Below are 26,352 nucleotides of genomic sequence, written 5' to 3'. Positions count from 1 at the left end.
TCTTTCCGTCGACTAGACCAGGTTCCCGAGGTTCAGATCGTTCTGATCCAAATCGCCGGTCACATTGGTGACGGTGGCGACAACGGTGTCGAAGACCGCGTCGCCGGTTGTGTCTACTGCGATGACGGCATCCTGACCCGTGCCGGCCTGCTGGACGTCGACGCGGGCGGCGCGGTCGGCATCGGCAACGCCCAGGCTGTCGAGCAGTCCGTCCAGATCGATGCTGTCCGCCCCCGTTGCATCGAAGCCTTCGATCAGGTCCCCGGCATCCACGATGTCGGTATAGACGAAGACGTCGCTGCCATCGCCGCCGTTCAGGGTGTCGTTTCCGGCGCCGCCGACGAGGGAGTCGTCGCCTGAGTTCCCGTAGATCACGTCGGCCCCGCCACCGCCGAGAATGGTGTCGTTGCCGCCGCCGGTCACGCTGCCGTTGGAATCGCCATAGACCGTGTCGTTACCCTCCCCGGCATCGATAAAGTCGTCGCCACCGCCGGAAACCGAGGCCGTCGCCATGCCGAGAGCCAGCGCATCGCCGGCAATGATGTCGGCCCCATCGCCGCCGTAGAGGCTGTCGTCGCCGCCGGAAAGAGCCGCGGCATGCCCACCCTGGGAGAGGGCGTCGCCGGCCACCCTGTCGTCGCCGCTGCCCGCCAGAATCAAGTCGTTTCCAGCCTCGCGGTTGATATCATTGTCGGCGGTTGCGGTCCCGCCGTCCTGGGCCAGGGCGTCACCGGACACCAGATCGGCGCCGTTGCCGCTTTCAATCGTGTCGTTTCCGACCGAGGCCATGATGCCGAGCGCAACGGTGTTGGTGACCGTGGCACTGCCGCCGCCCTTGATGAGGGCATCGCCGGCAATGGTGTCATTGTTGTCGCCGGAGATGAGACTGTCGTTGCCGGAACCACCGTCCGCGAGGTCAGCGATATTGGTAACTTCGACGGTCGAGGTCGCATCGCCGATACCAAGGGCGTCACCCGCCATCAGATTCTTGCCGCCCATTCCGGCAACGAGGTCGTTGCCCGAGGTGCCGCCGTCGACCCGGTTCGTCAGCGTGATAACGGCCTGGCCCGACGTGCTGATGGCCAAGGCGTCACCGGCCATCGTGTCCTTGGCGCCATTGCCTTCCAGACTGTCGTTGCCTGCGGCGCCGCCCGACCGGGCACCGTTGAAAACCGACACTTCCGCGAGGCCATCGCTCAGCGCGAAAGCATCACCGGACAGCGTGTCGTTGTTGTCCAGGCCGCGGATGCTGTCGTTGCCCGCGAACGCCGCTGCCCCTTCGGCGTCGTTCAGGACTGTGGCCTCCGCCCCAAGGTCTCCGATCGCAAAGGAGTCTCCGGCAATCAGATCGTCGCCGGACCCGCCGGTCAGCGTGTCGGCGCCCGCTGTGCCGCCTGACGAGACATTCAAGCTGGTGGCTCTTGCCGTCCCGTTCTGCACGGCAACGAGAACATCGCCGGCCAGGCTGTCATTGCCGTCACCGCCCAGGATCGAGTCGCTGCCTTCCAGAAGGCCAGGCGCAGTCGTCTCGTTGGGGAAGGAGGCAATGAAGTTCCCGTCGGCGCCGACGAGCAGCCGTTCGCCGCCGATCTGATCGTTGCCGCCGGCGCCGGAGAGCCGGTCGTTGCCGGCGAGCCCCTCGATCAGATCATCGGCAGCGCCGCCGTTGATGGTGTTGTCGCCGGCATCGCCCGAGACCAAGGCGGCGAGCGCAGCCTGAGCCGGCGTGGGAACGCCCTCCAGGGTTTCCGCGTAAGCGGGGCCTTGTTCTTTGGGGCCGGGCGCTGCTGTCGAGGAGACGGGAGAGGCTGTGGAAGAGGTCGGCGATGCCATGGCGATAAACTCCCTCGATTTTATCGGTTGAACACCAGCTGACTCTTGCACGCTACTTTAAGGCGAATCAACCAAAAGAAGTTTACGAGTCCATGAAACAACGCAGAGTTACCAGCGCCAGCGGCTTGTGTCGTATGAGCTTGATTTGGAGAGAAATTCTGCGGGGCCTGGAGCTACAGAAATCGCCCTGCGAAGAATGATCAATGCAGTGAGCGGCTTGCTTAGGTGGCCTCTAAGCGAAAGACTAAATCAAAAGTTGCTGCCTTGCACAGTGAGGCGAAGCGGAAGGGCAATCACTTCCGGCGGCTGCGCTCCTCGCGCTTCACCCGCTGCCAGAGCGTTTCCAGGGCTTCGAGGCTCTCGTCTTCGGGGCGGCGGCCGGTCTCCCGAAGCAGTGTTTCCATCGCGCGGAAGCGGCGCTCGAACTTGGTGTTGCTGCGGCGCAGGGCGGTCTCGGCATCGACCTGCAGGTGCCGGGCCAGGTTCACCACCACGAAGAGGAGATCGCCGACCTCATCTTCCAGGCGGTCTGAGTCGCCGCCCTCGGCCATGGCTTCCCGGATTTCCCCGATCTCCTCATCGATCTTTTCGAAGACCGGCTGGGTGTCGGGCCAATCGAAGCGAACCCTTGCGGCGCGCTTCTGCAGCTTCTCGGCGCGCAGCAGGGCGGGGAGGGCGGCCGTAACCCCGTCCAGCGCCGAGACGGAGCCCCCGCCGTTGTCGGCGGCCTTGGCGGCGCGTTCCCGTTCCTTCTGTTCTTCCCAGGTGACCTTGACGTCGTCGGCCGTCTGCGCCTCGTGATCTCCGAAAACATGGGGATGGCGGCTGATCATCTTGTCCGCAATGGCTGCGGCGACGTCGTCGAAGGCGAAATGGTCGGCCTCCTCGGCCATGCGTGCATGAAAGACGACCTGCAACAGCAGATCGCCCAGTTCATCCTTAAGCGCCGCCATATCGTCCTGTTCGATGGCGTCGGCCACTTCATAGGCTTCTTCAATGGTGTAGGGCGCGATGGTGGCGAAGCTTTGCTTCACATCCCAGGGGCATCCCGTTTCCGGGTCGCGCAGCCGGGCCATCACGTCCAACAGGCGGTTGATCGGAGCAGGCGTGGCAGCGGGGGTTGCAGCAGGTGCGGGGGCGGGTTCTGGAGTAGGTTCTGGGGGCCGGTCATCTGACATGGCCGCAATCTAACCAATACGCCGGATTACAGCCAGCCCGCAGCGACCGGCCCCCCAAACACCCAGATACCCGAACACCCAGATACCCGAACGCCCAGACACCAGAACGCTCAGCCCGCGGGGCTCACGCAATGGCTCTCGAAGGTGTTGGCCTCGCTCCACTCCTCCACCTCGTCGTGGTCGTCGAGGGAAATGGAGAACTGGCAAACGCCGGAAAAGCCGGGCGTGTAGCAGCCGTTCGGCAGACCTTGTGTGATCAGCAGCTGACCGTTGGCCGGCACGTTGGGGACCACCTGGGCCGGCGCGGCGCCGGCGGTCGGGAAACTCGGCGTCCACTGGAAGCTGCCGCTGTCGCTGCCGCCGGCGTTGCGGATCCAGAACTTGATCTGAACCGGCGTGCCGCCGGTGGGCTTCTTCACGCAGTAGCTATGCTCCGGGAAGCCCTCCGGCAGACCATGTGGATTGTTGTAGAAGGGAATCACCACTAGGTTCGCCATCTGACTCGGGGTGTCCGGGCCGCTTTGCCTGCCCGGGCGCGGCCTCTCAGGCCGTGACGGCGTCTTGAGGGTGGCGGTCCGCGGTGGCTTGGACGGCTTGACGATCTTCATCTGAGCCGCAGGGCGCGCCTGATTGGCGGAGCTTTCGGCCAGGCTCTCGGAAGGCTGCACAGCGGCGAGCGTCATGGCGGCGAGGGCCGCCAGGCTTAAGGAGGTAATCGCTTTGTTGGACATGGCTCGTTCCTTTCGTTTCACGCCCGGCCGAAGGTGTTGGCGTTAACCATCGGTCGGAGCCTCCGCGCCGCGGGTTCAATCAGGCGCAACCGGCCGACACTGCGCAGGAGGGGTAGGGGTGCGTGAATTCAGGGCCGTCGAGGCGGTCATCTTCGATCTTGACGGCACGCTGGTGGACTCCGCGCCGGATATCCATACGGCCGCCGCAAAGCTGTTGACCGAACGCGGCCATGCCAGTCCGGACCTGTCGACGGTGAAGGGCTTTGTCGGCAACGGTGTCGCTGCCCTGGTGGAACGGCTGCTCGACTGGGCCGGGGAAACGCAGGACGCCACGGCGCGTCAGGCTGCCACCCTGCGGTTTCACCAGATCTATCAGGCCTCGCCCGCCGCCCTCTCGCGCCCCTTCGACTCCGTGCCGCAGACCCTGCAGTCGCTGGCCGGGGCCGGCTACCGTCTGGGCCTCTGCACAAACAAGCCGTTGGCACCGGCCCGTGCGGTGCTGGCGCAGCTTGGCCTCGCGGACCCGATCGAGGCTGTCGTCGGCGGCGACAGCCTGCCGGTGCGCAAGCCCGACGCCGAACCGCTGCTCCATGTTGCAAGGGCCCTAGGGGCGAGTCCGGAGGCCATCGTTTACGTCGGCGACAGCGAGGTCGATTCTGCGACAGCGCAGGCCGCCGGCATCGCCTTCGCGCTGTTCACGGAGGGTTATCGCAAAAGCCCGCCCGAACAGATTCCGCACCACGCGCGCTTCGCCCACTTCGCCGAACTGCAGGCGCTTCTGGAGCGCTTTCCTGCATCGCCTGGCATCTGAGAGCAGATCTTCCGTGCGCAGGGACAGCCCCTGGCACAAAGAGTTGCCGGCGTCCTGGGGACAGGACGCCGGCACCGGGCGAAGCCAGAGGAGGGACCGCGGGGTCTAGCTGCGGGGCATTACGCGCAGCTTGCGAGACCTGACCGGATCCCCGCCAGGGCCGGGCCTTTCCGGCTTCGCCTGGAACCCGCCAACGCCGTTGATACTGCCGTCGCCGTCGCAATCGATCTTGACGTTAACCCGGATCGAGTAGGCGTTCTGTTCGTCGGACTCCGCCACCTGTTTGTTGGCATCGAAATCGACCTTGATTGTGTTCATGCCTTCCTTCAGATCGATCCTGAACTTGTTCCAGTCGATCCCGGACTTGGCCGGCAGCCCGCCAGGCACGTTTTGGACGTGGATCAGAACGCCATCTCGATAGACCTTGTTGACGAAAGCGCCGGCAGCAGCGTCGCCCTTGTTATGCGTGCGATAGGCCGCGAAACTGAAACGGCACATGTTGTTCTGCGGGCCCATCTGGACCGCGTCGACCACGGCCGGATTGTCTATCGTCGTGCTGCCGCCCCAGCCGGTCGGGCCGCCGCCATTCACCCAGAAACCCAAAGTGGTCGGGATGATGTCCGGCAGACCACTGGCCATGCCGGTCGGGGCGCCGGGTTGCGGGAATTCAGCATTGGCGCCGCCCGGCAGGGCAAGGCAAAGAGCGGTAACCACTGCCACAGCGGCACCGGCAATCCTCGGATTCATACGCATAATCAAGACCTCACTGACTTGGTCTCGCGCCTCTGGCGCTGGAGTTCAGCAAGGTAGTCGCGGCCGGAGCCGCGATGGTTCAACGGCCGGGGCGTTTGAGGGCCGACAGTTGAGAGGAGCAAGACGGCAGGTCGCCGCCGCCTTCTGCATGTAACCGAGATACCGCCTCAGTAGGCGCTCACCCCGGCGATCTCACAGTCACCGCGGGTATAGCTCTGCTTCACGCGGCACTGTTCGGACATGTCGAGAAACAGCGTGCCTTCGCAGTTTTTGAGCTTCACCTGTGCCTGGTGCGCCGGCGTGTTGCCATAGAGATGCCCGGTCTCCGACTTAACGGTGATGCGCGCGACGTCGCTGCGCGAAACGTTCAGCCGCTCAAGCGCCTTGTCGACCTGCGACGAGCAACTGTGATTGGAGGCGAGGGGATCTACTCCGGGTTCCAGGCATTCCCCGTCCGGAGAGCAGTCATACTTTTCCGTGAGATAGCGGATGTAGGTTTCTCTCTTTTGCAGTAGCTCTTTCACACGGCCACGAATGCGCCCGCAGGCGGCACCGTTAAACCCATCCACGCCGACCGCACTGAGGCCAATCCGGCCATAAGGAGAAAGGTTGGCAACCTCCGCCAACTGGGTGGCCGCTGCGTAATCCCGGCAGATCGAAGCGGCGTCTGACATGTATCCCAGGTACCACTCGAACTTCTGGGACTCCGTCCAAGCCGGGTTCGGGCCGGACGAGGGCATTGTTGCCGCATCGGCCTCGACTGCGAATCCCATGGCGAAACACAGCGCCGCGCAGTGAATGAGTGTTCGCATTTGGAGCCCCCCGTTCGCACAACCCACAGCTTTTCACATGCCTCGCAGACTAGCGCGCGGAGAGAGTGTTTTGCAACGCGGAGAAGAGAAGCATCATTGCAGTTCATGGTATGCGGGTCGCGGCGCCGCTTTGTATCCAAGGCCCGAAATCCCTTTCGGCATGAGAGGCCGGACACCTGGAAATACAGTCGGATGCCTGTTCCGCGCTCAAAGCCGATGTCGCTCTCCCATGACGAAATCCCGGCAAACCCCACTGCGCGGTGAGCACCGCGCGCGACAGGCGGACCCAGGATGCCTGGGGACTGAAGAAAAGTGGCCGTCTGAAAAAGGGCCACCGCTTCGCGCGGCGTGGCGGGGGTGGTGCAGGCCAGGGCTGAACGCACCACCCGCAAGCGTTCGGCGCGGCGTATGATCCACTTCGCGATACGCGCATAATGTATATTATGGAAAATATTGATTAGGCCCTGGGATGCCCGGTATTCCAGGCTTGGGCGACCTGCCGGGCGCGCGGTTGGACTTGCGCAGCCCCCAAAAGACTAAGGGCCGCTGAAGCGGCCCTGTCGTCTAGGCTTCGGTGCTATGACCGAAGCGCTTCCGGGTCGTTGGCGTTACGCCGCCTCGACCGTGCGGTTGTCGTTGGCGCCCTCGGCGTCGAGCGCCTTCACGGTCACACCGCGCTGGGCCAAGGCTGCCGTCATGTAAGCCTCGCGGCGCGGCCGCGGATCATGGCCTCGGGCCACCATATCGATGTCGCCGCGCGACAGCCCGATATCGTCGAGCTCGCGGTCACTCATGTCGCTCAGGGTCTGATAGACACGCCGATACGCCATGTACTTGCTGACCTTCGCCGTCGCGGCCTTCGCCAGTCGGCCAACGGCAATGAAGAAATCCTGCAGCGCTTCGGCCACGGCCATGGAGCGCATGACTTCGGCGCGGACCACGGGGTCTTTGATCTGATCGATCGGAACAGTATTCATCGTCTTCTTCCTTCACAGAGGCCACCGGAAGCACCGGCGGCAAACCAATCACTCCGGAGAACCTGGGCCTGCTGCGATCCATCAGTCTGTTCGTGAGGCCGGTCACTCCCGACAGGCTAGATATGGGCCAGGAAGGCGCCATTGTGCAGCGCAATTGTTGCACCGCAGCAATGCGCTGGCAGCATGGCATGCTTAAGGGAGATTAATGTTGATTTACAAGACCGTAACGAAAGGTTCTCAATGCCCGTGCGAGCCTACTTGCCGGTCGTGCCCACTGCTGGGCCGCCAGCCCGGGCGGGAGCCTCCGCACCCTTGCCGGCCTTGTAGATGTCCTTGATCTGCAGGGCCATCAGGCGTTCCGGCTCCACCGGAATCTCAAACCCGAAGCCGCGGTAGAGTTCGTGGGCGTCGGCCGTCGCCAGCATCCAGCGGCGCAGCCCCTGCAGAGCCGGATGCCCCATCACACAGGCCATCAGCCAGCGCCCGAGCCCCTGTCCGCGGGCGGCCTCCAGAACAAAGACGTCACAGATCCAGGCGAAGGTGGCCTTGTCGGTCACCACACGGGCATAGCCAAGCTGCCCTTCGGGCCCATAGAGGCCGAAATTGAGAGAACCCGCAGCCGCCCGCTCGACGGTCTCGCGCGGGATCTCCTCGGACCAGTAGGCCGTCTCGAGAAACCCGTGAATCAGAGCCAGGTCCAGCCGGCCGGGATCGGTGCTGACCTCGTAGCGCCCTTTGGTCCATGCCTCGTTCATGGTGGTCTCCCGTATGCCCTTCCCCTCTCGCCCCCTGCCCCTCCCTGACGCTGCGAGAGGCGAGGAGACACTTGTTGACTCAACCTAAACCTTAGACACCGCAACTTAATTGGCGCTTGCAGGCCTGTCGCTCTATAATCCGCGCCAAGCGGGGATACTACCCCAATAACAATGCGTTCAGGGACCAGCTTCATGTCACTGGGAGTTCGCTTCGGGGCTGCTGTGGTGGCCTCTTTCCTGTTTTTGATCCCGTTCGCGGCCGTGGCGGTGGGCGCAGAGACCATGATCTACCGCGCCCCGGAGGCGCCCAAGGTCGCCGCGCTGAAGGAAACGCCCTCGCTGGCGCCGATCGTGAATGCAGGCCAGTTGCCGGCGATAGACGAGCGCCTGCCCAAGGTGCCGCGGGTCTCCGTCAGCGGGCCCAATCTCTCCGTCGGCAAACACGGCGGCGAACTGCGTATGCTGGTCACTCGCGACAAGGATGTGCGGCTGCTCAACGTCTACGGCTATGCGCGCCTCATCGGCTACAACGAGACGCTGGAGGTCGAGCCCGACATTCTCGAATCCCTTGAGGTCGAGGACAGCCGCATCTTCACATTCAAGCTGCGAGAAGGACATCGCTGGTCCGACGGTCAGCCCTTTACCTCTGAGGACTTTCGATACTACTGGGAGGACGTGGCCAACAACGAAGCGCTGAAGCCCACCGGCCCGCCGCAGGTTCTGCGGGTGGATGGCGAACTGCCGCAGGTCGAGTTTCTGGACGAAACGACGATCCGCTACAGCTGGTCCAAGCCCAACCCCTTTCTCATCCCCGCCCTGGCCGGGGCCCGCCCGCTCGATCTCTTCGTGCCGGCCCACTATCTGAAGAAGTACCATCCGGCGTACGGCGATCAGGCGGAAATCGACGCCGCGGTGGCGGCCGCCGGCGCGCGCAACTGGGCACAGCTGCACAACCGGCTGGGCAACATGTACAAAGCCACGAACCCGGATCTGCCGACGCTGCAGCCCTGGTTCAACTCCGTGAGGCCGCCGTCGCAGCGCTTCGTTGCCGAACGCAACCCCTACTATCACCGGATCGATGCCTCAGGCCAGCAGCTGCCCTATGCGGACCGCTTCGTCCTCTCCGTCGTCGGCGGCGCGCTGGTGCCGGCGAAGACCAGCGCCGGGGAGTCGGACCTGCAGTCCCGCGGCCTGCATTTCTCGGATTACACCTTTCTGAAGGCCGCTGAGGAACGCAGCGGCTTCGACGTACGCCTTTGGAAGACCGTGCGCGGATCGCAGCTTGCGCTCTATCCGAACCTCAACGTCAACGATCCGGAATGGCGCCAGCTGAACCGCGATGCGCGCTTCCGCCGCGCCCTCTCCCTCGGCATCAACCGCAGCGAGATCAATCAGGTCATCTACTACGGCCTGACGCTGGAGGGTAACAACTCGGTGCTGCCCGACAGCCCTCTGTTCAAGGAAGAGTACCGCGCCGCCTGGGCCGACTTTGATCCGGAAAAGGCCAATGCCCTGCTCGACGAGATCGGACTGACCGAGCGCGACAGCGCGGGCATCCGCCTGATGCCGGACGGACGGCCGATAGAGATCATCGTCGAGACCGCCGGCGAGAACACCGAAGAGGTGGATGTCCTCGAACTCATCGCTGATTCCTGGAAGGCGATCGGCATCAAACTCTTCACCAAGCCATCGCAGCGCGAGGTGCTGCGCAACCGGATCTTCGCCGGCGAGACCATCATGGCGATGTGGTACGGCTACGAGAACGGCATCCCGACGCCTTACACCAGCCCTGAGGAGTTCGTACCGATCCACCAGCAGAGCTTCCACTGGCCGAAGTGGGGCCAGCATGCGGAGACCAACGGCAAGGCCGGAGAAGCGGTGGATATGGAGCGGCCGGAACGTCTGATGGCGCTCTACAAGGACTGGCTCTATGCCAAATCGCGCGATGAAAAGGCGGCGATCTGGCAGGAGATCCTGGAGATCCATGCAGAGGACGTCTACACCATCGGCCTGGTGGCTCACGTGCCGCAACCGGTCACGGTTGCCGACAGCCTGCGCAACGTGCCGCAGGAAGGCATCTACAACTGGGACCCCGGCGCCCAGTTCGGCATCTACCGCCCGGAGCGGTTCTGGTTCGACCGCTAGCGACTCTGCCGGCGGTATCGGCCGTGCTCAGTCTTCAACGTCGATAACGAGCCCATCATAGCCGGGCTCGACGCCCGGCGGGCAGCGGCTCAGAAGGTCGTCGTAGTCGAGGCGCTCGTTCATGTGGGTGAGGACCGCGCGCTCGGGCTTCACCCGTTCGATCCACTCCAGCGTCTGGGCGACGTGGGAATGGGTCGGATGGGGATCGTCGCGCAGACAGTCCACCACCCAGAGCTTGACGCCAGCCAGCGCCGCGAAAGCCGCCTCGTCGAGGGCGCTGGCGTCGGTCGAATAGGCGATGTCGCCGCAGCGAATGCCCAGGGTCGTCTCCTCGCCATGCTGCTGGCGGAAGGGTGTTACGGGAATGGTGCCGATGCGGAAGGGGCCGTCGATCAGCCGGTCGTTGAGCAGCGGAGGATAGAGGCTGTCGGGATCGCGGCTGGAAGCGAAGGCGTAGCCGAAGCGGGTCGTGAGGGCCGTGCGCGTCTCGGCGTCCATGAAGGCGTCGAGCGGTGCGCGGCGCGCATAGACCAGTCCCCGCAGTTCGTCCAGGCCATGGCAATGGTCGGCATGCGCATGAGTGAAGAGCACCGCGTCCAGCGCGGTGATCGCGTTGTCCAGCATCTGCTGGCGCAGGTCCGGCGAAGTATCGATAAGGATGCGGCTGCGGTTCCCCTCGGCATCCGCGGCCCCCTCGATCAGCACCGAGACACGCAAGCGCCGGTTCTTCGGGTTGCCGGGATCCGCCAGCCCCCAGCCCTTGGCACCCTCGCGGCCTGCGACCGGCACGCCGCCGGACCCGCCGCAGCCGAGAACCGTGAGCTTCATCGCCGAACCGACCCGGTCCTCAGGGGCGTGCAGCGCGGGAGAACAGGCGGAAGAAGTTCTCCGTTGTGATGTCGGCGAAGTCCGCCGGGTCGACACCGCGCAGTTCCGCCAGGGCTGCCGCGGTATAGACCACGTTGGCCGGCTCGTTGGTCTTGCCGCGCCTGGGGACAGGCGCCAGGTAAGGCGAGTCCGTCTCCACAAGCAAACGGTCGAGCGGCACGTCGCGCACCGTGTCGCGCAGCGCCTGCGCCGACTTGAAGGTGACGATGCCGGCCAGGGAGATGGAGAACCCGATGTCCAGGGCAGCGCGCGCCAGAGCCGGACCGGCGGTGAAGCAATGGATCACGCCGGGGAACGGCCCCCGGGCGTACTCCTCCTGCAAGATTGCCACCGTGTCGTCGTCGGCGTCGCGGGCATGGACGATCAGCGGCAATCCGGTCTCCCGGGCCGCAGCGACGTGGGCGCGGAAGCTGACCTGCTGCGCCTCGCGCGGCGAGTGTTCGTAGTAGTAGTCGAGGCCGGTTTCGCCGATCCCCACCACCTTGTCCAGGGCCGCCAGCTCGATCAGGCGCTGCGGCGTCTTCTGGCCTTCCTTGCCGGCCTCGTGCGGATGCACGCCGACGGAGCAGAAGACGCGGGGAAAGCGCCCTGCGATCGCCTGGATGCGGTCGAATTCGCTGAGCTTGGTGCAGATCGTCACCAGCGTCCCGACGCCGGCCGCCATGGCCCGTTCGACGACCGGGGCGATATCGCCGTCGCGCTCTAGGTAGTCGAGGTGGCAGTGGGAGTCGACCAGCGGCCGTGCCGCCACCGCCGGGTCCACGGCAGCCGCAGTCACGCGCCGCTCCCCTGCGCTGCCGCCTCCTCTTCCACGAACCGCGGAAAGATCGGCTGCGGCTGCGGCAGAACCGTCCCCGCCTCGAGCGCAGCCTCCAAGGCCTCGAAGCCACGCGCGTTGGGATCGACGGCCAGCTGGTCCAGCATCCTGGCCATGGCATCCGGCATCACCGGCTGGGAGAGCAGCGCCAGGCGGCGGATGGCTTCCGCCAGCACGTAGAGCACCGTCGCCATCCGCGCCGGATCGCTTTTCTTCAGGGTCCAGGGCGCCGCGTGATCGATGTAGCGGTTGGCGGCGCCAACCACCTCCCAGACCTTGATCAGAGCGCTGTGAAACTGCTGCCCGTCCATTTCCGTGCGCAGCTCCGGCAACAGTGCCGAGGCGGCGTCCAACAGGGCCTGGTCCTCGGGTTGCAGAGTCCCTGGCTGCGGCACCCTGCCCTCGCAGTTCTTGGCGATCATCGACAGCACGCGCTGCGCGAGATTGCCGAACTGATTGGCAAGATCATAGTTCATGCGCCCGATCATGGCCTTGCGCGAGAAGTCGCCATCGTTGCCGAAGGGGACTTCTCGCAGGAGGAAGTAACGCACCTGATCGAGGCCGTAAGTCGCCACCAGTTCCGAAGGCACGATGACGTTGCCGAGCGACTTGGAGATCTTCTGCCCCTCGTTGGTCCACCAGCCGTGGGCATAGACCCGCTTTGGCGGCGCGACCCCGGCGGCCATCAGGAAGGCCGGCCAGTAGACGGCATGGAAGCGCAGGATATCCTTGCCGACCATATGCACGTCGGCGGGCCAGAAGGTTTTGAAATCCTCCGCTTCCTGGTCCGGAAAGCCGACGGCGGTGATGTAGTTGGTCAGGGCGTCGAGCCAGACGTACATGATATGGCCCGGCGCATCCGGCACCGGGATACCCCAGGAAAAGGTGGTGCGGCTGATCGAGAGATCCTTCAGGCCGCCCTTGACGAAGCTGACCACCTCGTTGCGCCGGCTTGGCGGCAGAATGAAATCCGGGTTTTCGTCATAGAACTTGAGCAGGCGCTCGCCCCAGGCTGAGAGGCGGAAGAAGTAGGACTCTTCCTCTACCCAATCGCACTCGGCGCCGGAGGGCGCGATCTTTTTGCCGTCAGGACCGTCTTCAAGCTCGCTCTCGGCATAGAAGGCCTCGTCGCGTACTGCATACCAGCCCGCATAGGTGCCAAGGTAGATGTCGCCCGCCTCAACCAGTTTCTTCCACAAGGCCTGGCAGGACGCCCTGTGGCGCGGCTCGGTGGTGCGGATGAAATCGTCGTTGGTGAAGTTCAGCAGCTTTGAGAGCTCGCGGAAGTTCTGCGACACCTTATCGGTGAAGCTCTGGGGGTCGACGCCTGCCTTCTCCGCCGATTGCTCGACCTTCTGGCCGTGCTCGTCGGTGCCCGTGAGAAAGCGCACGTCGTAGCCGTCCAACCGCTTGAAGCGGGCCAGCACGTCGCAGGCAAGCGTGGTGTAGGCATGCCCGATGTGCGGCGCATCGTTCACGTAGTAAATCGGTGTCGTCACGTAGTATGCCGGCTTTCCTGCCGTCATCGCTGCTCTCCATCGGGCTCGGCAATCCGGCCCCGCGGACGGCATGGCATCCGGCGCCCAGGACCAGGCTCCCTGCCGGGGCTAGGCGTTCTCCAGGTCCAGAAAGGCGGTCAGAACCACCTGCTTCCGGTCCAGATTGGCCGCCTCGGTACGGGCGAAAAGGCGGCTGATCTTCTCCCACAGGCCAAGCCATTGCGCAAGGGGGCGCCCGGCCAGCAGGCGCCGGGCCAGGGCCGCCTCGCCCGGCACCACCTCAGCCAGTTCGCCGCCGGTCGAGCCCGCCCGGATCATACGGCCCAGCCACCAGATCAGCAGTTCCATACCGGTGTGAAAGGCGGCCGGGTTGCGGCTTTGCGACCACTTGTCGGCCAGGCCGTGAAGGGCCCTAACATCCAACCGCGGCAATCCCTCCAGAATCGCGATCAGATCCCTGTAGAGGCCGAGGCCCCCCTGTCGGGCCAGCGCCAGGGCGCGGCCGGCGCTGCCGTCGGCAAGGCGGGCCAGGGCCGCCGCTTCCTGGGCATCGAGATCGGGCCGGTGCCGCCTGAGCAGGCTGGCGACCACGTCTTCGGCCAGGGGCCCGAGGGCCAGTTGGCAGCAGCGCGAGCGGATCGTCGGCAAGAGGGCGCCGGGCATATGGCTGACCAGCAGAATGACGGACCGCGGCGGCGGCTCCTCCAGAACCTTCAGCAGGGCATTGGCGCCGTTACGGTTCATTTCGTCTATGGCGTCCACAATGGCGACGCGCCAGCCGCCCTCACCCGCCGTCATGCGCGCAAAAGCCAGAAGCTTACGGACCTCCTCCACAGGGATGACGCTGCGCAGCTTGCCCTTTTCGTCGGGCCGGCGTTCCAGGGTCAGGAGATCGCTGTGGCCGTTTGCGGCAACCCGGCGAAACACCGGATGATCCGGGTCCACCGCGAGTCCGGCCGTTTCCGCCGTTCCGAAGAGGCCCGGTTCGTCACCGGGGCCGGCCAGCAGGTAACGGGCGAAACGATAGGCCAGGGTCGCCTTGCCGACGCCGCGCGGCCCGGAGATCAGCCAGGCATGGGGCAGGCGTCCGGATTGGGCCGCCTGAAGCAGCACATCCTCGGCGGCAGCCTGGCCGAGGAGATCGGCTGTCAGCCGCGGGTGCGGCCAGTCTTCCGCCTTGTCGCTCACGCCATGACCCTCCCGAGCTTCGCTTCGACCGCCCGTCGGATGGCGTCGGCGACTTCATCGACGCTTCCAGAGGCGTCGATCAGTGTACAGCGATCCGGCTCGCGCGCGGCAATCGCGTGAAAGCCCTGCCGCAGGCGATCATGGAAGTCTGGGTCCATGGATTCATAGCGATGCTCTTCGCTGCCGTCCTGCGCGAAGCGGGCGCCGGCCCGGGCCAGGCCCTCGGGAACCGGCAGATCGAGGATCAACGTCAGGTCCGGTCTCAGACCGTCCAGAACGAGGTTGCTCAGGATTTCGACCGGGTTCTGCCCCAGGCCGTGGCCGAAACCCTGGTAGGCCATGGTGGAGTCCGCGAAGCGGTCGCTCACCACCCAATCGCCGCGCGCCAGGGCCGGCTGGATCGTCCTGACCAGATGATCGCGCCGCGCGGCGAAGTGCAGCAGGGTTTCGGTCAGGGCATCCCAGCGTCCGGCATCGCCGGTCACCAGCAGTTCGCGAATGCTCTCGGCCCCGGGGCTGCCGCCGGGCTCCCGCGTCGTGACCACGGGCAGCCCACGCTCCTCCAGCCATGCCGCCAGCCGCTGGACCTGGGTGGACTTGCCCGCGCCCTCTCCGCCTTCAAGGGTGATGAAACAGCCGCGTCGGCCGCCGGCCTCTGTGGCCTGCGCGTTCAAGGGGTGCCGAGCAGAAGAAACTTGATGCTGGCGGCGATGCGCCCGAAAGGCCCGAGCTGCTCGACATCCTCCCCGGCCATGAGCGGCACCTCCACGGGCACACCGTCAGGCCAGGAGACGCGCAGGCGCGCAATCTCCTGGCCCGCCGGGATCGGCGCCGGAATCGGGCTGTCATAGACCACCGCAACCTGCATCCCGTTGCGGGCGCTGCGCGGCAGCGTGACCGTGAGGTCTTCGCCGACCACCAGGGGCACCGTGTCTTCGGCTCCCAACCAGACCGGCGCAGAATCGACGGTATCGCCGGTCTTGAAGAGTTCGTAGTTTCCGAATTCCCGGAAGCCCCAGGACATCAGGCGTTCGGCCTCGGCCGAGCGGGCCTTGATGCTCGGCAGGCCGTTGACCACGAGGATGAGGCGACGCCCGTTCTGAATTGCCGAAGCGGTCAGCCCGTAGCCCGCTTCCTCAGTATGTCCGGTCTTCAGCCCGTCGGCCCCGATGTTCTTGTAGAGCAGCGGATTGCGGTTTCCCTGCCGGATATCGGACCAGGTGAATTCCTTTTCGGAGTAGTAGTGATAGTGCTCCGAATGATCGGTGATGATGCGGTTGGCCAGGACCGCAAGGTCGCGCGCCGTCATCCTTTGGTTCGGATGCGGCCAGCCCGTTGCGTTGGCGAAGGTGCTGCCCGTCATCCCGATCTCGCGGGCCTTGGCGGTCATCTGTTCGGCAAAGGCTTCCTCGCTTCCGGCCAGGGCTTCGGCCAGAACGATGCAGGCATCGTTGCCTGACTGGACGATCACGCCGCGCAGCAGGTCCTCGACCCGGATCTGGTCGCCGACCTCAACGAACATCTTCGAGCCGCCCATGCGCCAGGCCTTCTCGCTCACGGGAAGCTTGTCTTCCAGGGAAAGGCTGCCGTCCTTAAGGCGCTCGAAGACCATGTAGGCTGTCATGATCTTGCTCATGGAGGCCGGCGGCATGGAAACGTCGGAGTTCTTCTCGAGCAGGATGGCCCCCGTCGTCGCATCGACCAGCAGCGCCTCGCGGGCCTGGGTCTCCAGGGCGAGCGCCGGCCGCACAAGAAAGACGAGCAGCCCAAGGACGGTGACGAGAAAAGCGAGTTGAAGGGATGATCTGATTGATTTCATCGTGCGGCTACCTCCAGCGCGCCAAATGCCGGTCCGTGATGAGCATGGTGATGGACGGTCAGCAGAAGCCTGCCTTGCTGCGTCATTCGACCACCACCTTGGAATTGGTAAACCCGTTTCTCAGAAGCAGGTCCAGGGTCTGGTCGGCGGTGTTAACGTCCCGCAGCGGCCCCAGGCGCACGCGGAAGAACCGGGTATCCCCCACCACCGCGCGGGAGATCTGGACGTTGCCCACAGAAGCCAGCCGCGCCCGCAGCCGCTCGGCATTGGCGATCTGCGTGAAGGCGCCGGCCTGGACGTAGAGCCGGGTTCGGCGCGGGGTCTGCTGGGTCACCAGGGGTTCGGGCGTGGTCAGCGCAAGAGCCTCCCGGTCACCGGCGCCCAAGGGCTGCACCGAGGCGGTTCGGACCCGCTCGGGACGCGGCGCGGCCGGTGCCGCCGCTCCGGCCGGCGGCAAATCCTGGACGGCAACCGTCTCCACCGGCGCGGCCGAGGGCGCATCGCTGGCCACTTCGACGCCCTGCGCCCTGGCGACAAGCTGCCGGCTTTCGGGCTCCAGAATCTGGACCCGGACGCGCGCGGTTCCCTGGCGCACGAAGCCCAGAAGCTCGGCTCCCTTCTTTGAAAGATCGATGATGCGGCCATGGGCGAAGGGCCCGCGGTCGTTGATCCGCACCTGGATCGACCGCCCGTTTTCAAGGTTCGTGACCTGGACCAGGGAGGGCATCGGCAGGGTGCGGTGGGCTGCCGTCATCGCATTCTGATCGTAGATCTCGCCATTGGCCGTGCGCTTGCCGTGAAAGCCCGGACCATACCAGGAAGCGATGCCGGTCTCGTCGTAGCTGTAGTCGACCCGCGGGTAGTACCAGACGTTCTTGATCTGGTAGGGCTTGCCGACCTTGTAGTCGCCAAGGGTTTCCGTCGCTGCGCCCGGCGGGCTCTGGAACCGCTTTGCGTTGTGCACGGCCAGTTCGGTTTCGGCACAGCCGGCCAGGACAGCCAGCGCCAGGATGGAGGCAGCCAGCGAGCGACTGCGCCCAAAGCCCTGCTCTCTGTTCAGGAATGCACCGCGATCCATGGATGTGTCGTGACCTCTCCCTGCCTGACGCCCGGGGACAACTGGACGCCGCTGATCTTGCAGCCAATCCTGCGCCGCTAGTCCCGCCTCAAGCGCTCGATGATCTCCGCCGTCGGATAGCCGTCCGCCGGAACGCCGATAGCGCGCTGGTAGGCACTCAGCGCTGCGCGCGTCTGGCGACCGACAAGGCCGTCCGGCTCGCCGGCATCGAATCCTTTCGCGTTCAACAGCGCCTGCATCTCCTCAATCGCCTTCAGGCTGATCGGCTGTTCGTCCGGCAGCGCCGCCAGCGGGGCCGCCCCGACAATCCGGTCCGCAAGATGTCCGACCGCCAGAGCGTAGAGGATCGATCGGTTCCAGATCAGGATGGTGCGGTAGTTCCGGTAGACGAGAAAGGCGGGCCCGCGATGGCCCGAGGGCAAAACGATGGATGCGTCCAGGTCTGCCTTGGGCAGCGGGTTGCCGTCGGCCTTGCGAATGCCGTGAACCTGGGACCAGTCTGCAAGCGGCTTGGAAAGCTTGAGGCTGGCAAGGCCGAAGTCGAAACCGGGCGGCAGGGCGACCTCCCTGCCCCAGGTCTCGTCGCCACGCCAGCCCTCCTGGGAGAGATAGTTCGCAGCCGAGGCGAAGATATCCGGCAGGCTGTTCCAGATGTCACGCCGGCCGTCCCCGTCGAAGTCGACGGCGAAATTCACGAAAGTCGAGGGGATGAACTGGACCTGCCCCATCGCCCCGGCCCAGGACCCCGTCATGCGGTCGAGCGTAATGTGCCCTTCGTCCAGGATTCTGAGGGCGTAGAGCAGCTCCGCGCGGAAGAACGCGCTGCGCCGCGAATCGTGCGCCAAGGTCGCGAGCGCCCGGATCACCGAAAAGCCCCCGGTGTAGTCGCCGAAATTGCTTTCAAGCCCCCAAAAGGAGACCAGAAACCGCGGCTGAACCCCGTAGCGCGCCTCCACGCGCTGCAGCAGTTCGCGATGCTCCGCCATCAGCCGCTGTGCCCGCTCGACCCGGGTCTCGGTCACGCTGGAGCGGAGATAGCGGGTAAAGGTCAGGGTGAATTCCCGCTGACTGCGGTCTTGCTCGATCACCCGGGCCACCGGCGTCACGTCCTTCAAAGCCGCATCGACCGTGGCGGCGCTGAGCCCCATGGCGAGCGCCTCCTGCCGCAGTTCCTGCAGCCACTGGGTGAATCCCTGATCGGCATTGCCAGCGGAGGGGTTGGCTGTGGCGCGCTGGACGTTGATCCCAACAGCAGCCAACAGGCAGATCACCAAAACAAGGAAGCGGGCGCAACGGGTCGGGCCTGTCATGAACGGATGGTCCTCGCGGGGTTATGCAGTGCCACAGGCAAAGCAGTCATGATGGCGGAAACCGGCATGATGGCAGACTTTGGTTAACGGCCCTTGTGCCACAGGCCCAGGAGTCTTGGCAATCGGCGCGGAAGGGCGAGAGGGAGAGGCGCGGCGCCGTGCCTACGGCCCTTCCGTCACCTCCAGGGTGATGGTGTCGCCTGCAAGGACGAAGACAACCGCGCCGTCGGAGGCCTTGTAGGTCCACTTCTCGATCGGACCGAGTTTCGAGACGTCGCTGGGTTCGCCCAGTGCCGATTCCAGTTCGGCCTTCGTCGATGCGCCTTCGGCTTTCTTGATCAGGTCGGCCTTGCTCGGCGCAAAACAGCCCGCGAGCGCGAGCGTCATCAAGACCGCCGAGAGGGAGAAGAAGAACCGCATGTGCCCACTGCCCCTTAACCATGAAGCCGCCCTATGTACCATGCCAAGCCCTCCAGGCAAGCATGCCCGCCGTTCTTCGCCGCTGGCGCGAAAGGCATCGCACAGCGTTCTCGCGAGCGGCTTGCGAATCGGCCGGCCCCGCTGCTGTCCCCGCCTCATTTCCTAAGGAAAAGCCCCGCCGGGGAGGCGGGGCTTTTGAGAGGTCGATGCAATCAATTTCAGGAGACGGTCGATGAACCGTGAGCGCAGTGTGCAGCCAACTTGGTAAACAAATGGTTAACGACTTAAAGATTCGTGAATTTTCGCTCTATTTCGTCCGGTGATAGACGCGACAGTCCGTCGTGCCCTGCCCGCGGAACAGATAAATCACTTGGTTTTCCGCCATTTTCGCACGATCGACCAGGCTTCCGTGGCCGCCGACGGCAGCCCCGTAGACGACCCCCCCGACCTGGCCGATATAGAAGTTATCGCGTTTCTGGCGGAAAAGCCGCTGGCGGCAGGCCTGGGACAGGTCCGCGCTCAGCACCCACTTCTCCTGGAGTCGGCCCTCGTCGCGGACCAGCAGCCGCGACCCGGCGCGTGCCTGGTTGGTTTTACGGCCAAGCGCCCCGCCGCTGGCCGAGCCGCCGCCGAGGTGTTGCTTGTAGTGGGTCGGATGGGTGGAAAGCAGGTCCGCCGCATCGACGGCAGCGCCAGCGCCGCCAAACACCAGCACAGCCGCCAGAAAGGCGGACGTTTTCAAGAGCTTACGCATGGCTACCTACCATTCCACTCGTGCGGGGGCTCTTCCTGAGCCGGGATCGAGCATAGCACGACAAGTCTCTGCGCTCGTTAAGGTCTGTCCTTAACGAGGGCTTAACGCGGCTTCCCGTGCCTGCGCTCCCACTGCGATTTCCATTGAAACCGGGGCCGCCGAGGACACGTAGATAAAGCAGAAGGGCAAATCCGCAGCGCCGCCAGCCGCAAGCAGCCTGTCGCAGCGCCGCCAAGTCGACAGGAGATAACCATCACCGCCGTCGATCTTCACAGCGCCAGACGGGCGGAGCCCGCGCCGCTGGAAACTGCCATCCCCGCCGTGACCCTTCAGGCCCTCGCCACAGCCGTGCCCAGCTACACCCTGCGGCAAGAAGATGTCGTCCGCCGGGTCAAGCATCTCTTTGCCGGCCGCCGTCTCGACATCGACCGTCTGCTGCCGGCTTTCGACAACGCCGGGATTCTGACCCGCCGGTCCTGCATGCCCATCGACTGGTACCTCACGCCCAGCGACTGGAAGACGCGCAACCAGCTGTTCATCGACAACGCCGTGGAACTCCTCGAGCAAGCGGCCCTGGACTGCCTGGCGCAGGCGGGATTGGGGCCGGAAGCCGTGGACGGCCTGGTCACCGTCTCCACCACCGGCGTGGCGACGCCCAGCCTGGATGCCCATCTGATGAACCGCCTGGCCTTTCGCAGCGACCTGAAACGGCTGCCGATTTTCGGGCTGGGTTGCGCGGGTGGCGTTGTCGGCCTGTCCCGTGCGGCGGCCATGGCGCGAGCCGCGCCCGGCACGCGGATCCTCTGCCTGGTGGTGGAGCTCTGCGCCCTCACCTTCCGTGCCAACGACCGCTCCAAGAGCAACGTCATCGCCACGGCCTTGTTCGGCGACGGCGCAGCCGCGGTGCTGCTGGAAGCGCCGGAACCCGACGCCGCAACTCCCGGAGGCGCGCGCCCGGGCGGCACGGTTCCGGAAAGGGTGACCCAAGGGCCGCGGCTGACCGCCGGCGGCGAGTTCACCTGGCCCGCCTCCCTGGACGTTATGGGCTGGACTGTGGAGAACGACGGACTGGGAGTCCTGTTCTCCCGGGACATCCCCGCCCTCGTCCGCGAGCGCCTGGGAACGGCGCTCGACGGGTTTCTGGCACAAGAGGGCCTCAGCCGCGACGACATCGACGGCTATATCTGCCATCCCGGCGGCGCCAAGGTGATCGCGGCCTTGGAGGAGGTCTTCGGACTGGAGAACGGCGCGCTGAAAGATGCGCGCTCTGTGCTGCGCGACTTCGGCAACATGTCGGCGGTGACCGTGCTCTTCGTGCTGGAGCGTATGCGCGCGGCGGGCCTCCGCGGCCGCTATGTGATGACGGCCCTGGGGCCCGGCTTCACCGCCGGCTTCCAGATCCTGGAAGCCTGAAGCCATGAGCGTGCTCTGGATCGTTCTGGCCCTGGTGGCGCTGCAGCGCCTGGGGGAACTGGTCTACGCGCAGCGCAACACCCGGCGCCTGCTGGCCGAGGGCGGTCAGGAAGTGGGTGCCGGCCATTACCCTTTTCTGGTCGGTCTCCACGCCGCCTGGCTGGCCGCCCTCGCGATTTTCGTTCCGGCCGAGACGCCGCCGAACTGGGCGCTTCTGGCGGTCTTCGTCATTCTGCAGGGCCTGCGGCTCTGGGTGCTGGCCAGCCTCGGACGGTATTGGACCACGCGCATCATCACGCTGCCGTCGGCGCCCCTGGTCCGCAAGGGCCCCTACCGCCTGTTGCGCCACCCCAACTATGTCGTTGTGGCCGGGGAAATCCTGGTCCTGCCGCTGGCCTTCGGCGCCTGGGAACTGGCGCTGATCTTCTCGGCCGCCAATGCGCTGATCCTGACGATCCGCATCCGCTGCGAAGACCAGGCCCTCGCCGCAAGGCGTGTAGACCTGGACCCGCTCAGATCTCCATGACGATACGGCCGTTGATCTTCCCCGCCTCCATGCGGGAGAAGATGGCGTTGATGTCGTCCAGACTTTCCGTCGAGTAACGCGAGGCGACCTTGCCTTCGGCGGCAAACTGCAGGGCCTCGGACAGGTCATTGCGGGTGCCGACGATGGACCCGCGGATGGTCTTGCGCATCAGCACCACTTCGAAGATCGGCAGTTCGAAGCCGCCCGGCGGCAGCCCGACCAGGCTCATAGTCCCGCCGCGGCCCAGCATGCCGACCGCCTGACCAAAGGACTCGCGGGAAACCGCTGTCACCACCGCGCCTTCCACGCCGCCGCCCTTTTGAACCTCCGCCGCCGCGTCGGTGGTGGCGGCATTGATGACCTGATCGGCCCCGGACTCTTTTGCGAGGGCGAGCTTGTCTTCGGCGATGTCGACGGCGATGACATGAAAACCCATGGCCTTCGCGTATTGAACCGCCAGTTGTCCGAGCCCGCCGATGCCCACGATCGCCACCGTCTGGCCCGGCTTCGCCTCGGTTTCCTTCAGGCCCTTGTAGACCGTGACCCCGGCACAGAGGATCGGCGCCCCCGGCGCGAAATCGAGGCCATCGGGCAGATGGCCGACGTAGCCGGGATCGGCCAGCACGTACTCCGCAAAGCCGCCGTTGACGCTGTAGCCGGTGTTTGCCTGGTCGCCGCACAGCGTTTCCCAGCCGCCCACACAGTGGTGGCAGTGGCCGCAGGCCGTATGAAGCCAGGGCACGCCGACCCGGTCGCCCTCCTTCACCGCGGTGACGCCCTTGCCCACCTCGGCGACGATGCCGACGCCTTCGTGGCCCGGAATGAACGGCGGCTTGGGCTTCACCGGCCAGTCGCCCTGGGCTGCGTGAAGGTCGGTGTGACAAACGCCGCTGGCGGCGATCTTGACGACGATCTTGCCGTCCTGCGCGCTTGGCTTCTCCACTTCCCGTATATCGAGCGGCTTACCGAAGTCGGTTACGACCGCGGCTTTCATCGTGCTGGGCATTGCAGCGTCCTTTCCAGCCAATCCGTTCCCTGATGTCGGCTCAAGAACGCCGGTTTGCGGATCCCCGGCCGGCGGACTCCTGTCCCAAACAGAGAGCTATGACGTGGCCGGAGGCAGCGCCATCGGCTTCGGAAAAGCCGATCAAAGAGTGGCGGGAAAGCAATCGCCGCCGGGCTTGGCGTCAGGACGGAAGGGTCACCCGGTCGACGATCTCTGCACCGCGCGAGGCCATGAAATAAAGCCCCATGTGGTGCGTCGGATCCTGCGGATGCGCCGCCGTGCGTGGCAGGCCAAGGCTCTCCACGGCGGCCATGGGCAGGTCGTAAGTGGCACAGCCCTTGGTGTAGACCGAGATGTCTTTCAGGCTGGGCATGAGGTCGTGGTTACGCGCCGAAAGGAGCGTCAGGACAAAGTCCATCACGCAGATGTCCGTACAGATGCCCACCACCAGCACCCTTTGCAGCCCGGCGGCGTTCACCCAGTCGACCACCGCATTGCTGCCGTCCGGCCGGATGGCGCCGACAAAACCGTTGATGCAGTCCTTGCGGACCAGGGTGGTGTGGGGATCGTTCTCCAGCCAGGCCAGTTCCGGTACCAGATTCTCCTCCCCCGTCCCGGCCTCGCAGTGCGGCGGATAGGGCGGCTCCGGCTTGCCGGGCTCGTGGGTATCGAGAAAGGCCAGGATCTTCCATCTCCGCTCGCTGAAGGCCCGGGCCAGGCGATCGGTCTCCGCCACCATGGTGCTCACCTGGGCATTGGGCGCCGGCGGCGCCAGGTTGCCGGCGCCCACGGTTGCAAAGCCGTTGACCTCGTCGACGATGACCAGCCCGGTCGCCTCGGCACCCAGGTCCAGCTGCGCCGGCGCCACCGGCATGGCGGCGGCCAGGTGTTCGGTGAGACCCGGAAGATCGGCACTGTCCGGCATGGCAGCCTCCTGCATAAGCATCCGTTGCCGCCAGTTTAGTCGCCGCCGCCCCCGGGTGCGAGGGGTGAAAGCCGCAGGGCTGATCTGCGCGGGAGCGGGGTCTGCCGGAATGCCCCAAAGCTGGGCCCTGACACAGGATGGGGCTTTTCGGGGTTTCCAGGCTCCGCGGGCTTTGCTACCTCTCGCCCGCCGGCCTCATGAAGCGGGCCCGGGCGGCCGTTGTTCGGGCGCAGAGGATGGGTGGCCGAGTGGTTGAAGGCACCGGTCTTGAAAACCGGCAGGCGTGAGAGCGTCTCGTGGGTTCGAATCCCACCCCATCCGCCACCCTGGAACATAAGTGCGAACGTCGTTCGCCGCCGTTTCTGCGCCATTTGAAGACGTCAGCAGCCTCAGAAACTCATTGTTCGAGCCCATGATGCAGACTTCGTGTTCGGCGATCTCGACCCGCTGCGCGAAAGCTCGCAGATGGTCGCGCGTCGTCTACGATTCCTTGGTCCGCTCTTTCAGCGACGGATCGTCGTGTTCGGCGCCGCTCATCCGGTCCCGGCGGCGGTCGAGATGCGCGGCGAGCATATCCTGCACCGGGTGCGGATCGAGCTGGCGATGCTTCAGATAATCCGCCATCAGATGATCGAGCCGATCTATCAATCTGGATTGTGCGGCCCTTGCAGCCGGTCTTGCCCTGCCTGGCGGCCCTCTTCGGCATGCCGTCATAGTCGGCCCTCCCCACTCGCGCTCGCCGACATAGGTTTCGAGAAACCCACGGCTCTATTGACTGGTGTTCCAGAAAGTCAGTTTTCGGTTCGCCTTAAAAGCCATTAGAGTGACAACGCCTTACGATACACAAAGGTTTCACCTGATCCACCTGAGAAAGCCGCCGCGATAGGCGAGTTGAAACTATCAATATGCTTGAAACCGAGATGCTTATAGAATCGGAAGTTAGATGACGTGTCCGTTTCCAAATAGAGATCACTCTGATCATTTGTAACGCAATGGTCGATGAATGCCTCTAACAGAATCCGACCTCCTCCAAGCCCTTGTGCGGCTGGCGAGATCGCAAAAAGTGTCACCTCGCACTTTGCGCCCAAGTCAGGACTTCTCCGATCATGCTCAATGACATTCTTCAGCCAGGTCCATTTGGAGACCAAACTAACACCTTTGAGAAATAGCAGCTCACCAACCATGGTCAGCTTGCCGAAGAATCCGGAATACCTTCCTTGGAAAAGCGGCTCGTCAGGCAGGCGCCCGAACAGAAAGCCGACAACCTCCCCATCCACCTCAAGGCCAAAAGCCTTGCTGCTTTCGATCACGCTACTCTCGACATAGAGCTTTGCCAGAAAGTTTGCCAAGATGTGCGGCGATACTCTTTCCGAAACTCCAAAGCTCAGCGCCACGATCTCGTAGCACTTCGGCAAGTCTGTAAAACGGAACGAACGAAGTTGAGGCGTGTTCTTGTTCCTGGATCTTGATACCATTTGCCTTGCTCTTTGAACCGCACCGGGTTTGCCGGAGGCTGGGTTGTGTGAGTCACGCCGCCATGGCGGGCTCACGGCTTTCGGCATCCTAGCGAAAAACTCAGCTCAGATCAGCGAAGCACGCGCTCACCTCGTTTCGAATGCAGGTCGCGGTGTTTCGACATATTTTGGAAAACTAAGACCTGCGTTTTTCACCAATCGGCTAATCTAGCGTAGGGCTATTGCGAAGGAGTAGTTCGTATTATCGACATCTCGACATGTCGAGATACGCCCACATGTGGGCGTGTTGCGATTGAAGCCAAAGCTTAGCGAGCAACGGCGGATAACTCGTCTAACTCTGAGGCGAGTTTCACTACCTACCGGTTGGTCTTGCATCTGGCTTTTCGGGGGCCGAGTCATTCAGTGGCCTTATCCGCGCGGACATGGAGCGGAAAGACCTTACCAAGTTGAAGAAAGAGCTTTGCCAAGAGAGGGCGATAGAGGCTGCGGCGAAGGGAACCAAATGGGAAATGTCGGATATAAAATCAAAACACAAGATTTTTATCTGGGTAACTTCTCTCTGGCATAAAAGTGACTGGTAAGTGATCCGTTCGTTTTATTAGTAGAACCATACTAACCGCATCAGCGGGACTTTGTATGGAGACTAATATGATCAGAAAATCTGTAACAGCACTTGCTACAGTAGCGACTCTTGCCATCGCCTCTTTGCCCGCGTCCGCAGGAAACCAGTTGGCCGTCGCGATTGGCGGGTATGACACGGTATCGTATCACCAAGATGGTCCAATGCCGGGAGAGGCTCGGATCAACCATTTCTGGAACGGAGCGATCTGGTACTTTGCTTCGACCGAGAACCGGGACGCCTTTGCGGCTGATCCGGAGCGTTACGCCCCTGCTTATGATGGCTATTGCTCTTGGGCGGCCAGCCAGAACTACAAAGCACCGGGCGATCCAAATGTTTGGCAGATCGTGGACGAAGTACTGTATGTGCAGGTCCATCCGCGCGCGCAGGAGCTTTGGCAGGCAGACATTCCGGCGCATATCGTAGCTGGCGATGAGAACTGGCCGCGCATTCACCCGTTCTAAGGCGAGATCACGCCGACGGTGGTTGGGTTCTGGGAGGGTGACACTCCCGGCCTAAGCCCTGGCAGGCCTGGATACAGACTGATTGAAAGGCCGGTCCGGTTTCGCAGAACAGGAACCGGCCCGGCCTTTCGTCTCTCTGACCGGGCGCAGCATGAT

Annotated in this window: 26 protein-coding genes and 1 tRNA gene; 6 read left to right on the top strand and 21 right to left on the bottom strand. The window is 64.4% G+C overall.

The annotated features are described in order from the left end of the window. Positions 1-12: 12 nt before the first annotated feature. From ACO06P_RS01430 to ACO06P_RS01420, 3 genes are all read right to left on the bottom strand, one after another. Positions 13-1,833, bottom strand: a complete 1,821-nt coding sequence (locus ACO06P_RS01430) for a beta strand repeat-containing protein (protein WP_420348235.1) — start codon at positions 1,831-1,833, stop codon at positions 13-15. A gap of 293 nt (positions 1,834-2,126) precedes the next feature. Next, positions 2,127-2,909 carry a nucleoside triphosphate pyrophosphohydrolase gene (gene mazG, locus ACO06P_RS01425; protein WP_421938211.1) on the bottom strand — a complete coding sequence of 261 codons (783 nt, stop codon included), beginning with the start codon at positions 2,907-2,909 and terminating at the stop codon, positions 2,127-2,129. Positions 2,910-3,121: 212 nt separating this feature from the next. Further along, positions 3,122-3,742, bottom strand: a complete 621-nt coding sequence (locus ACO06P_RS01420) for a hypothetical protein (RefSeq protein ID WP_420348233.1) — start codon at positions 3,740-3,742, stop codon at positions 3,122-3,124. A 118-nt stretch (positions 3,743-3,860) separates the two neighbouring features. Between ACO06P_RS01420 and gph the strand changes: the two genes are divergently transcribed. After that, positions 3,861-4,553, top strand: coding sequence for a phosphoglycolate phosphatase (gph, locus tag ACO06P_RS01415; protein ID WP_420348232.1), 693 nt, complete (start codon positions 3,861-3,863; stop codon positions 4,551-4,553). Positions 4,554-4,658: 105 nt separating this feature from the next. Here the strand turns inward: gph and ACO06P_RS01410 are convergent, their stop codons facing one another. The 4 genes from ACO06P_RS01410 to ACO06P_RS01395 form a co-directional block, all read right to left on the bottom strand. Further along, positions 4,659-5,306 (bottom strand): CARDB domain-containing protein, encoded by a 648-nt coding sequence (locus ACO06P_RS01410; RefSeq protein WP_420348231.1) that lies wholly within the window; start codon positions 5,304-5,306, stop codon positions 4,659-4,661. A gap of 167 nt (positions 5,307-5,473) precedes the next feature. Further along, positions 5,474-6,118, bottom strand: coding sequence for a hypothetical protein (locus ACO06P_RS01405; protein WP_420348230.1), 645 nt, complete (start codon positions 6,116-6,118; stop codon positions 5,474-5,476). A 608-nt stretch (positions 6,119-6,726) separates the two neighbouring features. Beyond that, positions 6,727-7,095: a DUF1127 domain-containing protein gene (locus ACO06P_RS01400; protein WP_420348229.1), complete on the bottom strand. Its 369-nt coding sequence runs from the start codon at positions 7,093-7,095 to the stop codon at positions 6,727-6,729. Between the two features lie 254 nt (positions 7,096-7,349). Next, the gene (locus ACO06P_RS01395) at positions 7,350-7,850 is read right to left on the bottom strand and encodes a GNAT family N-acetyltransferase (RefSeq protein ID WP_420348228.1); all 501 of its coding nucleotides are present in this window, start codon (positions 7,848-7,850) and stop codon (positions 7,350-7,352) included. A gap of 192 nt (positions 7,851-8,042) precedes the next feature. Between ACO06P_RS01395 and ACO06P_RS01390 the strand changes: the two genes are divergently transcribed. Next, positions 8,043-9,995 carry an ABC transporter substrate-binding protein gene (locus ACO06P_RS01390; RefSeq protein ID WP_420348227.1) on the top strand — a complete coding sequence of 651 codons (1,953 nt, stop codon included), beginning with the start codon at positions 8,043-8,045 and terminating at the stop codon, positions 9,993-9,995. Positions 9,996-10,022: 27 nt separating this feature from the next. Here ACO06P_RS01390 and ACO06P_RS01385 read toward each other — a convergent pair whose 3' ends face one another. From ACO06P_RS01385 to ACO06P_RS01340, 10 genes are all read right to left on the bottom strand, one after another. Further along, on the bottom strand, positions 10,023-10,823 hold the full coding sequence (locus tag ACO06P_RS01385; RefSeq protein ID WP_420348226.1) for an MBL fold metallo-hydrolase: 801 nt from the start codon (positions 10,821-10,823) through the stop codon (positions 10,023-10,025). A gap of 19 nt (positions 10,824-10,842) precedes the next feature. Beyond that, on the bottom strand, positions 10,843-11,661 hold the full coding sequence (locus ACO06P_RS01380) for a TatD family hydrolase (protein ID WP_420348225.1): 819 nt from the start codon (positions 11,659-11,661) through the stop codon (positions 10,843-10,845). Beyond that, entirely contained in the window at positions 11,658-13,226 is a 1,569-nt protein-coding gene (gene metG / locus ACO06P_RS01375) for a methionine--tRNA ligase (RefSeq protein WP_420348224.1), read from the bottom strand. The genes ACO06P_RS01380 and metG overlap by 4 nt, the downstream gene beginning before the upstream one ends. 81 nt (positions 13,227-13,307) lie before the next feature. Beyond that, positions 13,308-14,387 carry a DNA polymerase III subunit delta' gene (locus ACO06P_RS01370; protein ID WP_420348223.1) on the bottom strand — a complete coding sequence of 360 codons (1,080 nt, stop codon included), beginning with the start codon at positions 14,385-14,387 and terminating at the stop codon, positions 13,308-13,310. Beyond that, positions 14,384-15,061 (bottom strand): dTMP kinase, encoded by a 678-nt coding sequence (gene tmk / locus ACO06P_RS01365; protein WP_420348222.1) that lies wholly within the window; start codon positions 15,059-15,061, stop codon positions 14,384-14,386. The genes ACO06P_RS01370 and tmk overlap by 4 nt, the downstream gene beginning before the upstream one ends. Next, the gene (locus ACO06P_RS01360; RefSeq protein WP_420348221.1) at positions 15,058-16,206 is read right to left on the bottom strand and encodes a D-alanyl-D-alanine carboxypeptidase family protein; all 1,149 of its coding nucleotides are present in this window, start codon (positions 16,204-16,206) and stop codon (positions 15,058-15,060) included. The genes tmk and ACO06P_RS01360 overlap by 4 nt, the downstream gene beginning before the upstream one ends. 82 nt (positions 16,207-16,288) lie before the next feature. Beyond that, complete coding sequence (locus tag ACO06P_RS01355) at positions 16,289-17,284, bottom strand: septal ring lytic transglycosylase RlpA family protein (protein ID WP_420348220.1); 996 nt, start codon at positions 17,282-17,284, stop codon at positions 16,289-16,291. A gap of 77 nt (positions 17,285-17,361) precedes the next feature. Continuing rightward, positions 17,362-18,594 carry a lytic murein transglycosylase gene (locus tag ACO06P_RS01350; RefSeq protein WP_420348219.1) on the bottom strand — a complete coding sequence of 411 codons (1,233 nt, stop codon included), beginning with the start codon at positions 18,592-18,594 and terminating at the stop codon, positions 17,362-17,364. A 162-nt stretch (positions 18,595-18,756) separates the two neighbouring features. Beyond that, positions 18,757-19,014, bottom strand: a complete 258-nt coding sequence (locus tag ACO06P_RS01345) for a hypothetical protein (protein WP_420348218.1) — start codon at positions 19,012-19,014, stop codon at positions 18,757-18,759. A 307-nt stretch (positions 19,015-19,321) separates the two neighbouring features. Next, on the bottom strand, positions 19,322-19,768 hold the full coding sequence (locus tag ACO06P_RS01340; RefSeq protein ID WP_420348217.1) for a hypothetical protein: 447 nt from the start codon (positions 19,766-19,768) through the stop codon (positions 19,322-19,324). A gap of 321 nt (positions 19,769-20,089) precedes the next feature. Here ACO06P_RS01340 and ACO06P_RS01335 point away from each other — a divergent pair, with 321 nt between their 5' ends. Together ACO06P_RS01335 and ACO06P_RS01330 are read left to right on the top strand one after the other, a co-directional pair. After that, positions 20,090-21,181 (top strand): type III polyketide synthase, encoded by a 1,092-nt coding sequence (locus ACO06P_RS01335; protein WP_420348216.1) that lies wholly within the window; start codon positions 20,090-20,092, stop codon positions 21,179-21,181. A 4-nt stretch (positions 21,182-21,185) separates the two neighbouring features. Then, positions 21,186-21,707, top strand: coding sequence for an isoprenylcysteine carboxyl methyltransferase family protein (locus ACO06P_RS01330; RefSeq protein WP_420348215.1), 522 nt, complete (start codon positions 21,186-21,188; stop codon positions 21,705-21,707). On the opposite strand, the gene adhP is transcribed toward ACO06P_RS01330, so the two are convergent. Continuing rightward, positions 21,694-22,713 carry an alcohol dehydrogenase AdhP gene (gene adhP, locus ACO06P_RS01325; RefSeq protein ID WP_420348214.1) on the bottom strand — a complete coding sequence of 340 codons (1,020 nt, stop codon included), beginning with the start codon at positions 22,711-22,713 and terminating at the stop codon, positions 21,694-21,696. The genes ACO06P_RS01330 and adhP overlap by 14 nt on opposite strands. Before the next feature lie 181 nt (positions 22,714-22,894). Further along, on the bottom strand, positions 22,895-23,638 hold the full coding sequence (locus tag ACO06P_RS01320; protein ID WP_420348213.1) for an isochorismatase family protein: 744 nt from the start codon (positions 23,636-23,638) through the stop codon (positions 22,895-22,897). Positions 23,639-23,872: 234 nt separating this feature from the next. Between ACO06P_RS01320 and ACO06P_RS01315 the strand changes: the two genes are divergently transcribed. Next, positions 23,873-23,962, top strand: a tRNA-Ser gene (locus ACO06P_RS01315). Positions 23,963-24,118: 156 nt separating this feature from the next. Here ACO06P_RS01315 and ACO06P_RS01310 read toward each other — a convergent pair. Both ACO06P_RS01310 and ACO06P_RS01305 read right to left on the bottom strand, forming a co-directional pair. Next, on the bottom strand, positions 24,119-24,262 hold the full coding sequence (locus tag ACO06P_RS01310; protein ID WP_420348212.1) for a hypothetical protein: 144 nt from the start codon (positions 24,260-24,262) through the stop codon (positions 24,119-24,121). A gap of 194 nt (positions 24,263-24,456) precedes the next feature. Beyond that, positions 24,457-25,113: a GNAT family N-acetyltransferase gene (locus tag ACO06P_RS01305; RefSeq protein ID WP_420348211.1), complete on the bottom strand. Its 657-nt coding sequence runs from the start codon at positions 25,111-25,113 to the stop codon at positions 24,457-24,459. 648 nt (positions 25,114-25,761) lie between these two features. On the opposite strand from ACO06P_RS01305, the gene ACO06P_RS01300 reads away from it, so the two are divergent. Beyond that, complete coding sequence (locus ACO06P_RS01300; protein ID WP_420348210.1) at positions 25,762-26,196, top strand: YHS domain-containing (seleno)protein; 435 nt, start codon at positions 25,762-25,764, stop codon at positions 26,194-26,196. Positions 26,197-26,352: the final 156 nt, after the last annotated feature.

Source organism: Pelagibius sp., from assembly GCF_965227505.1.
Classification (GTDB): Bacteria; Pseudomonadota; Alphaproteobacteria; order Kiloniellales; family Kiloniellaceae; genus Pelagibius.
This window is presented reverse-complemented; position numbering and strand designations above follow the sequence as displayed.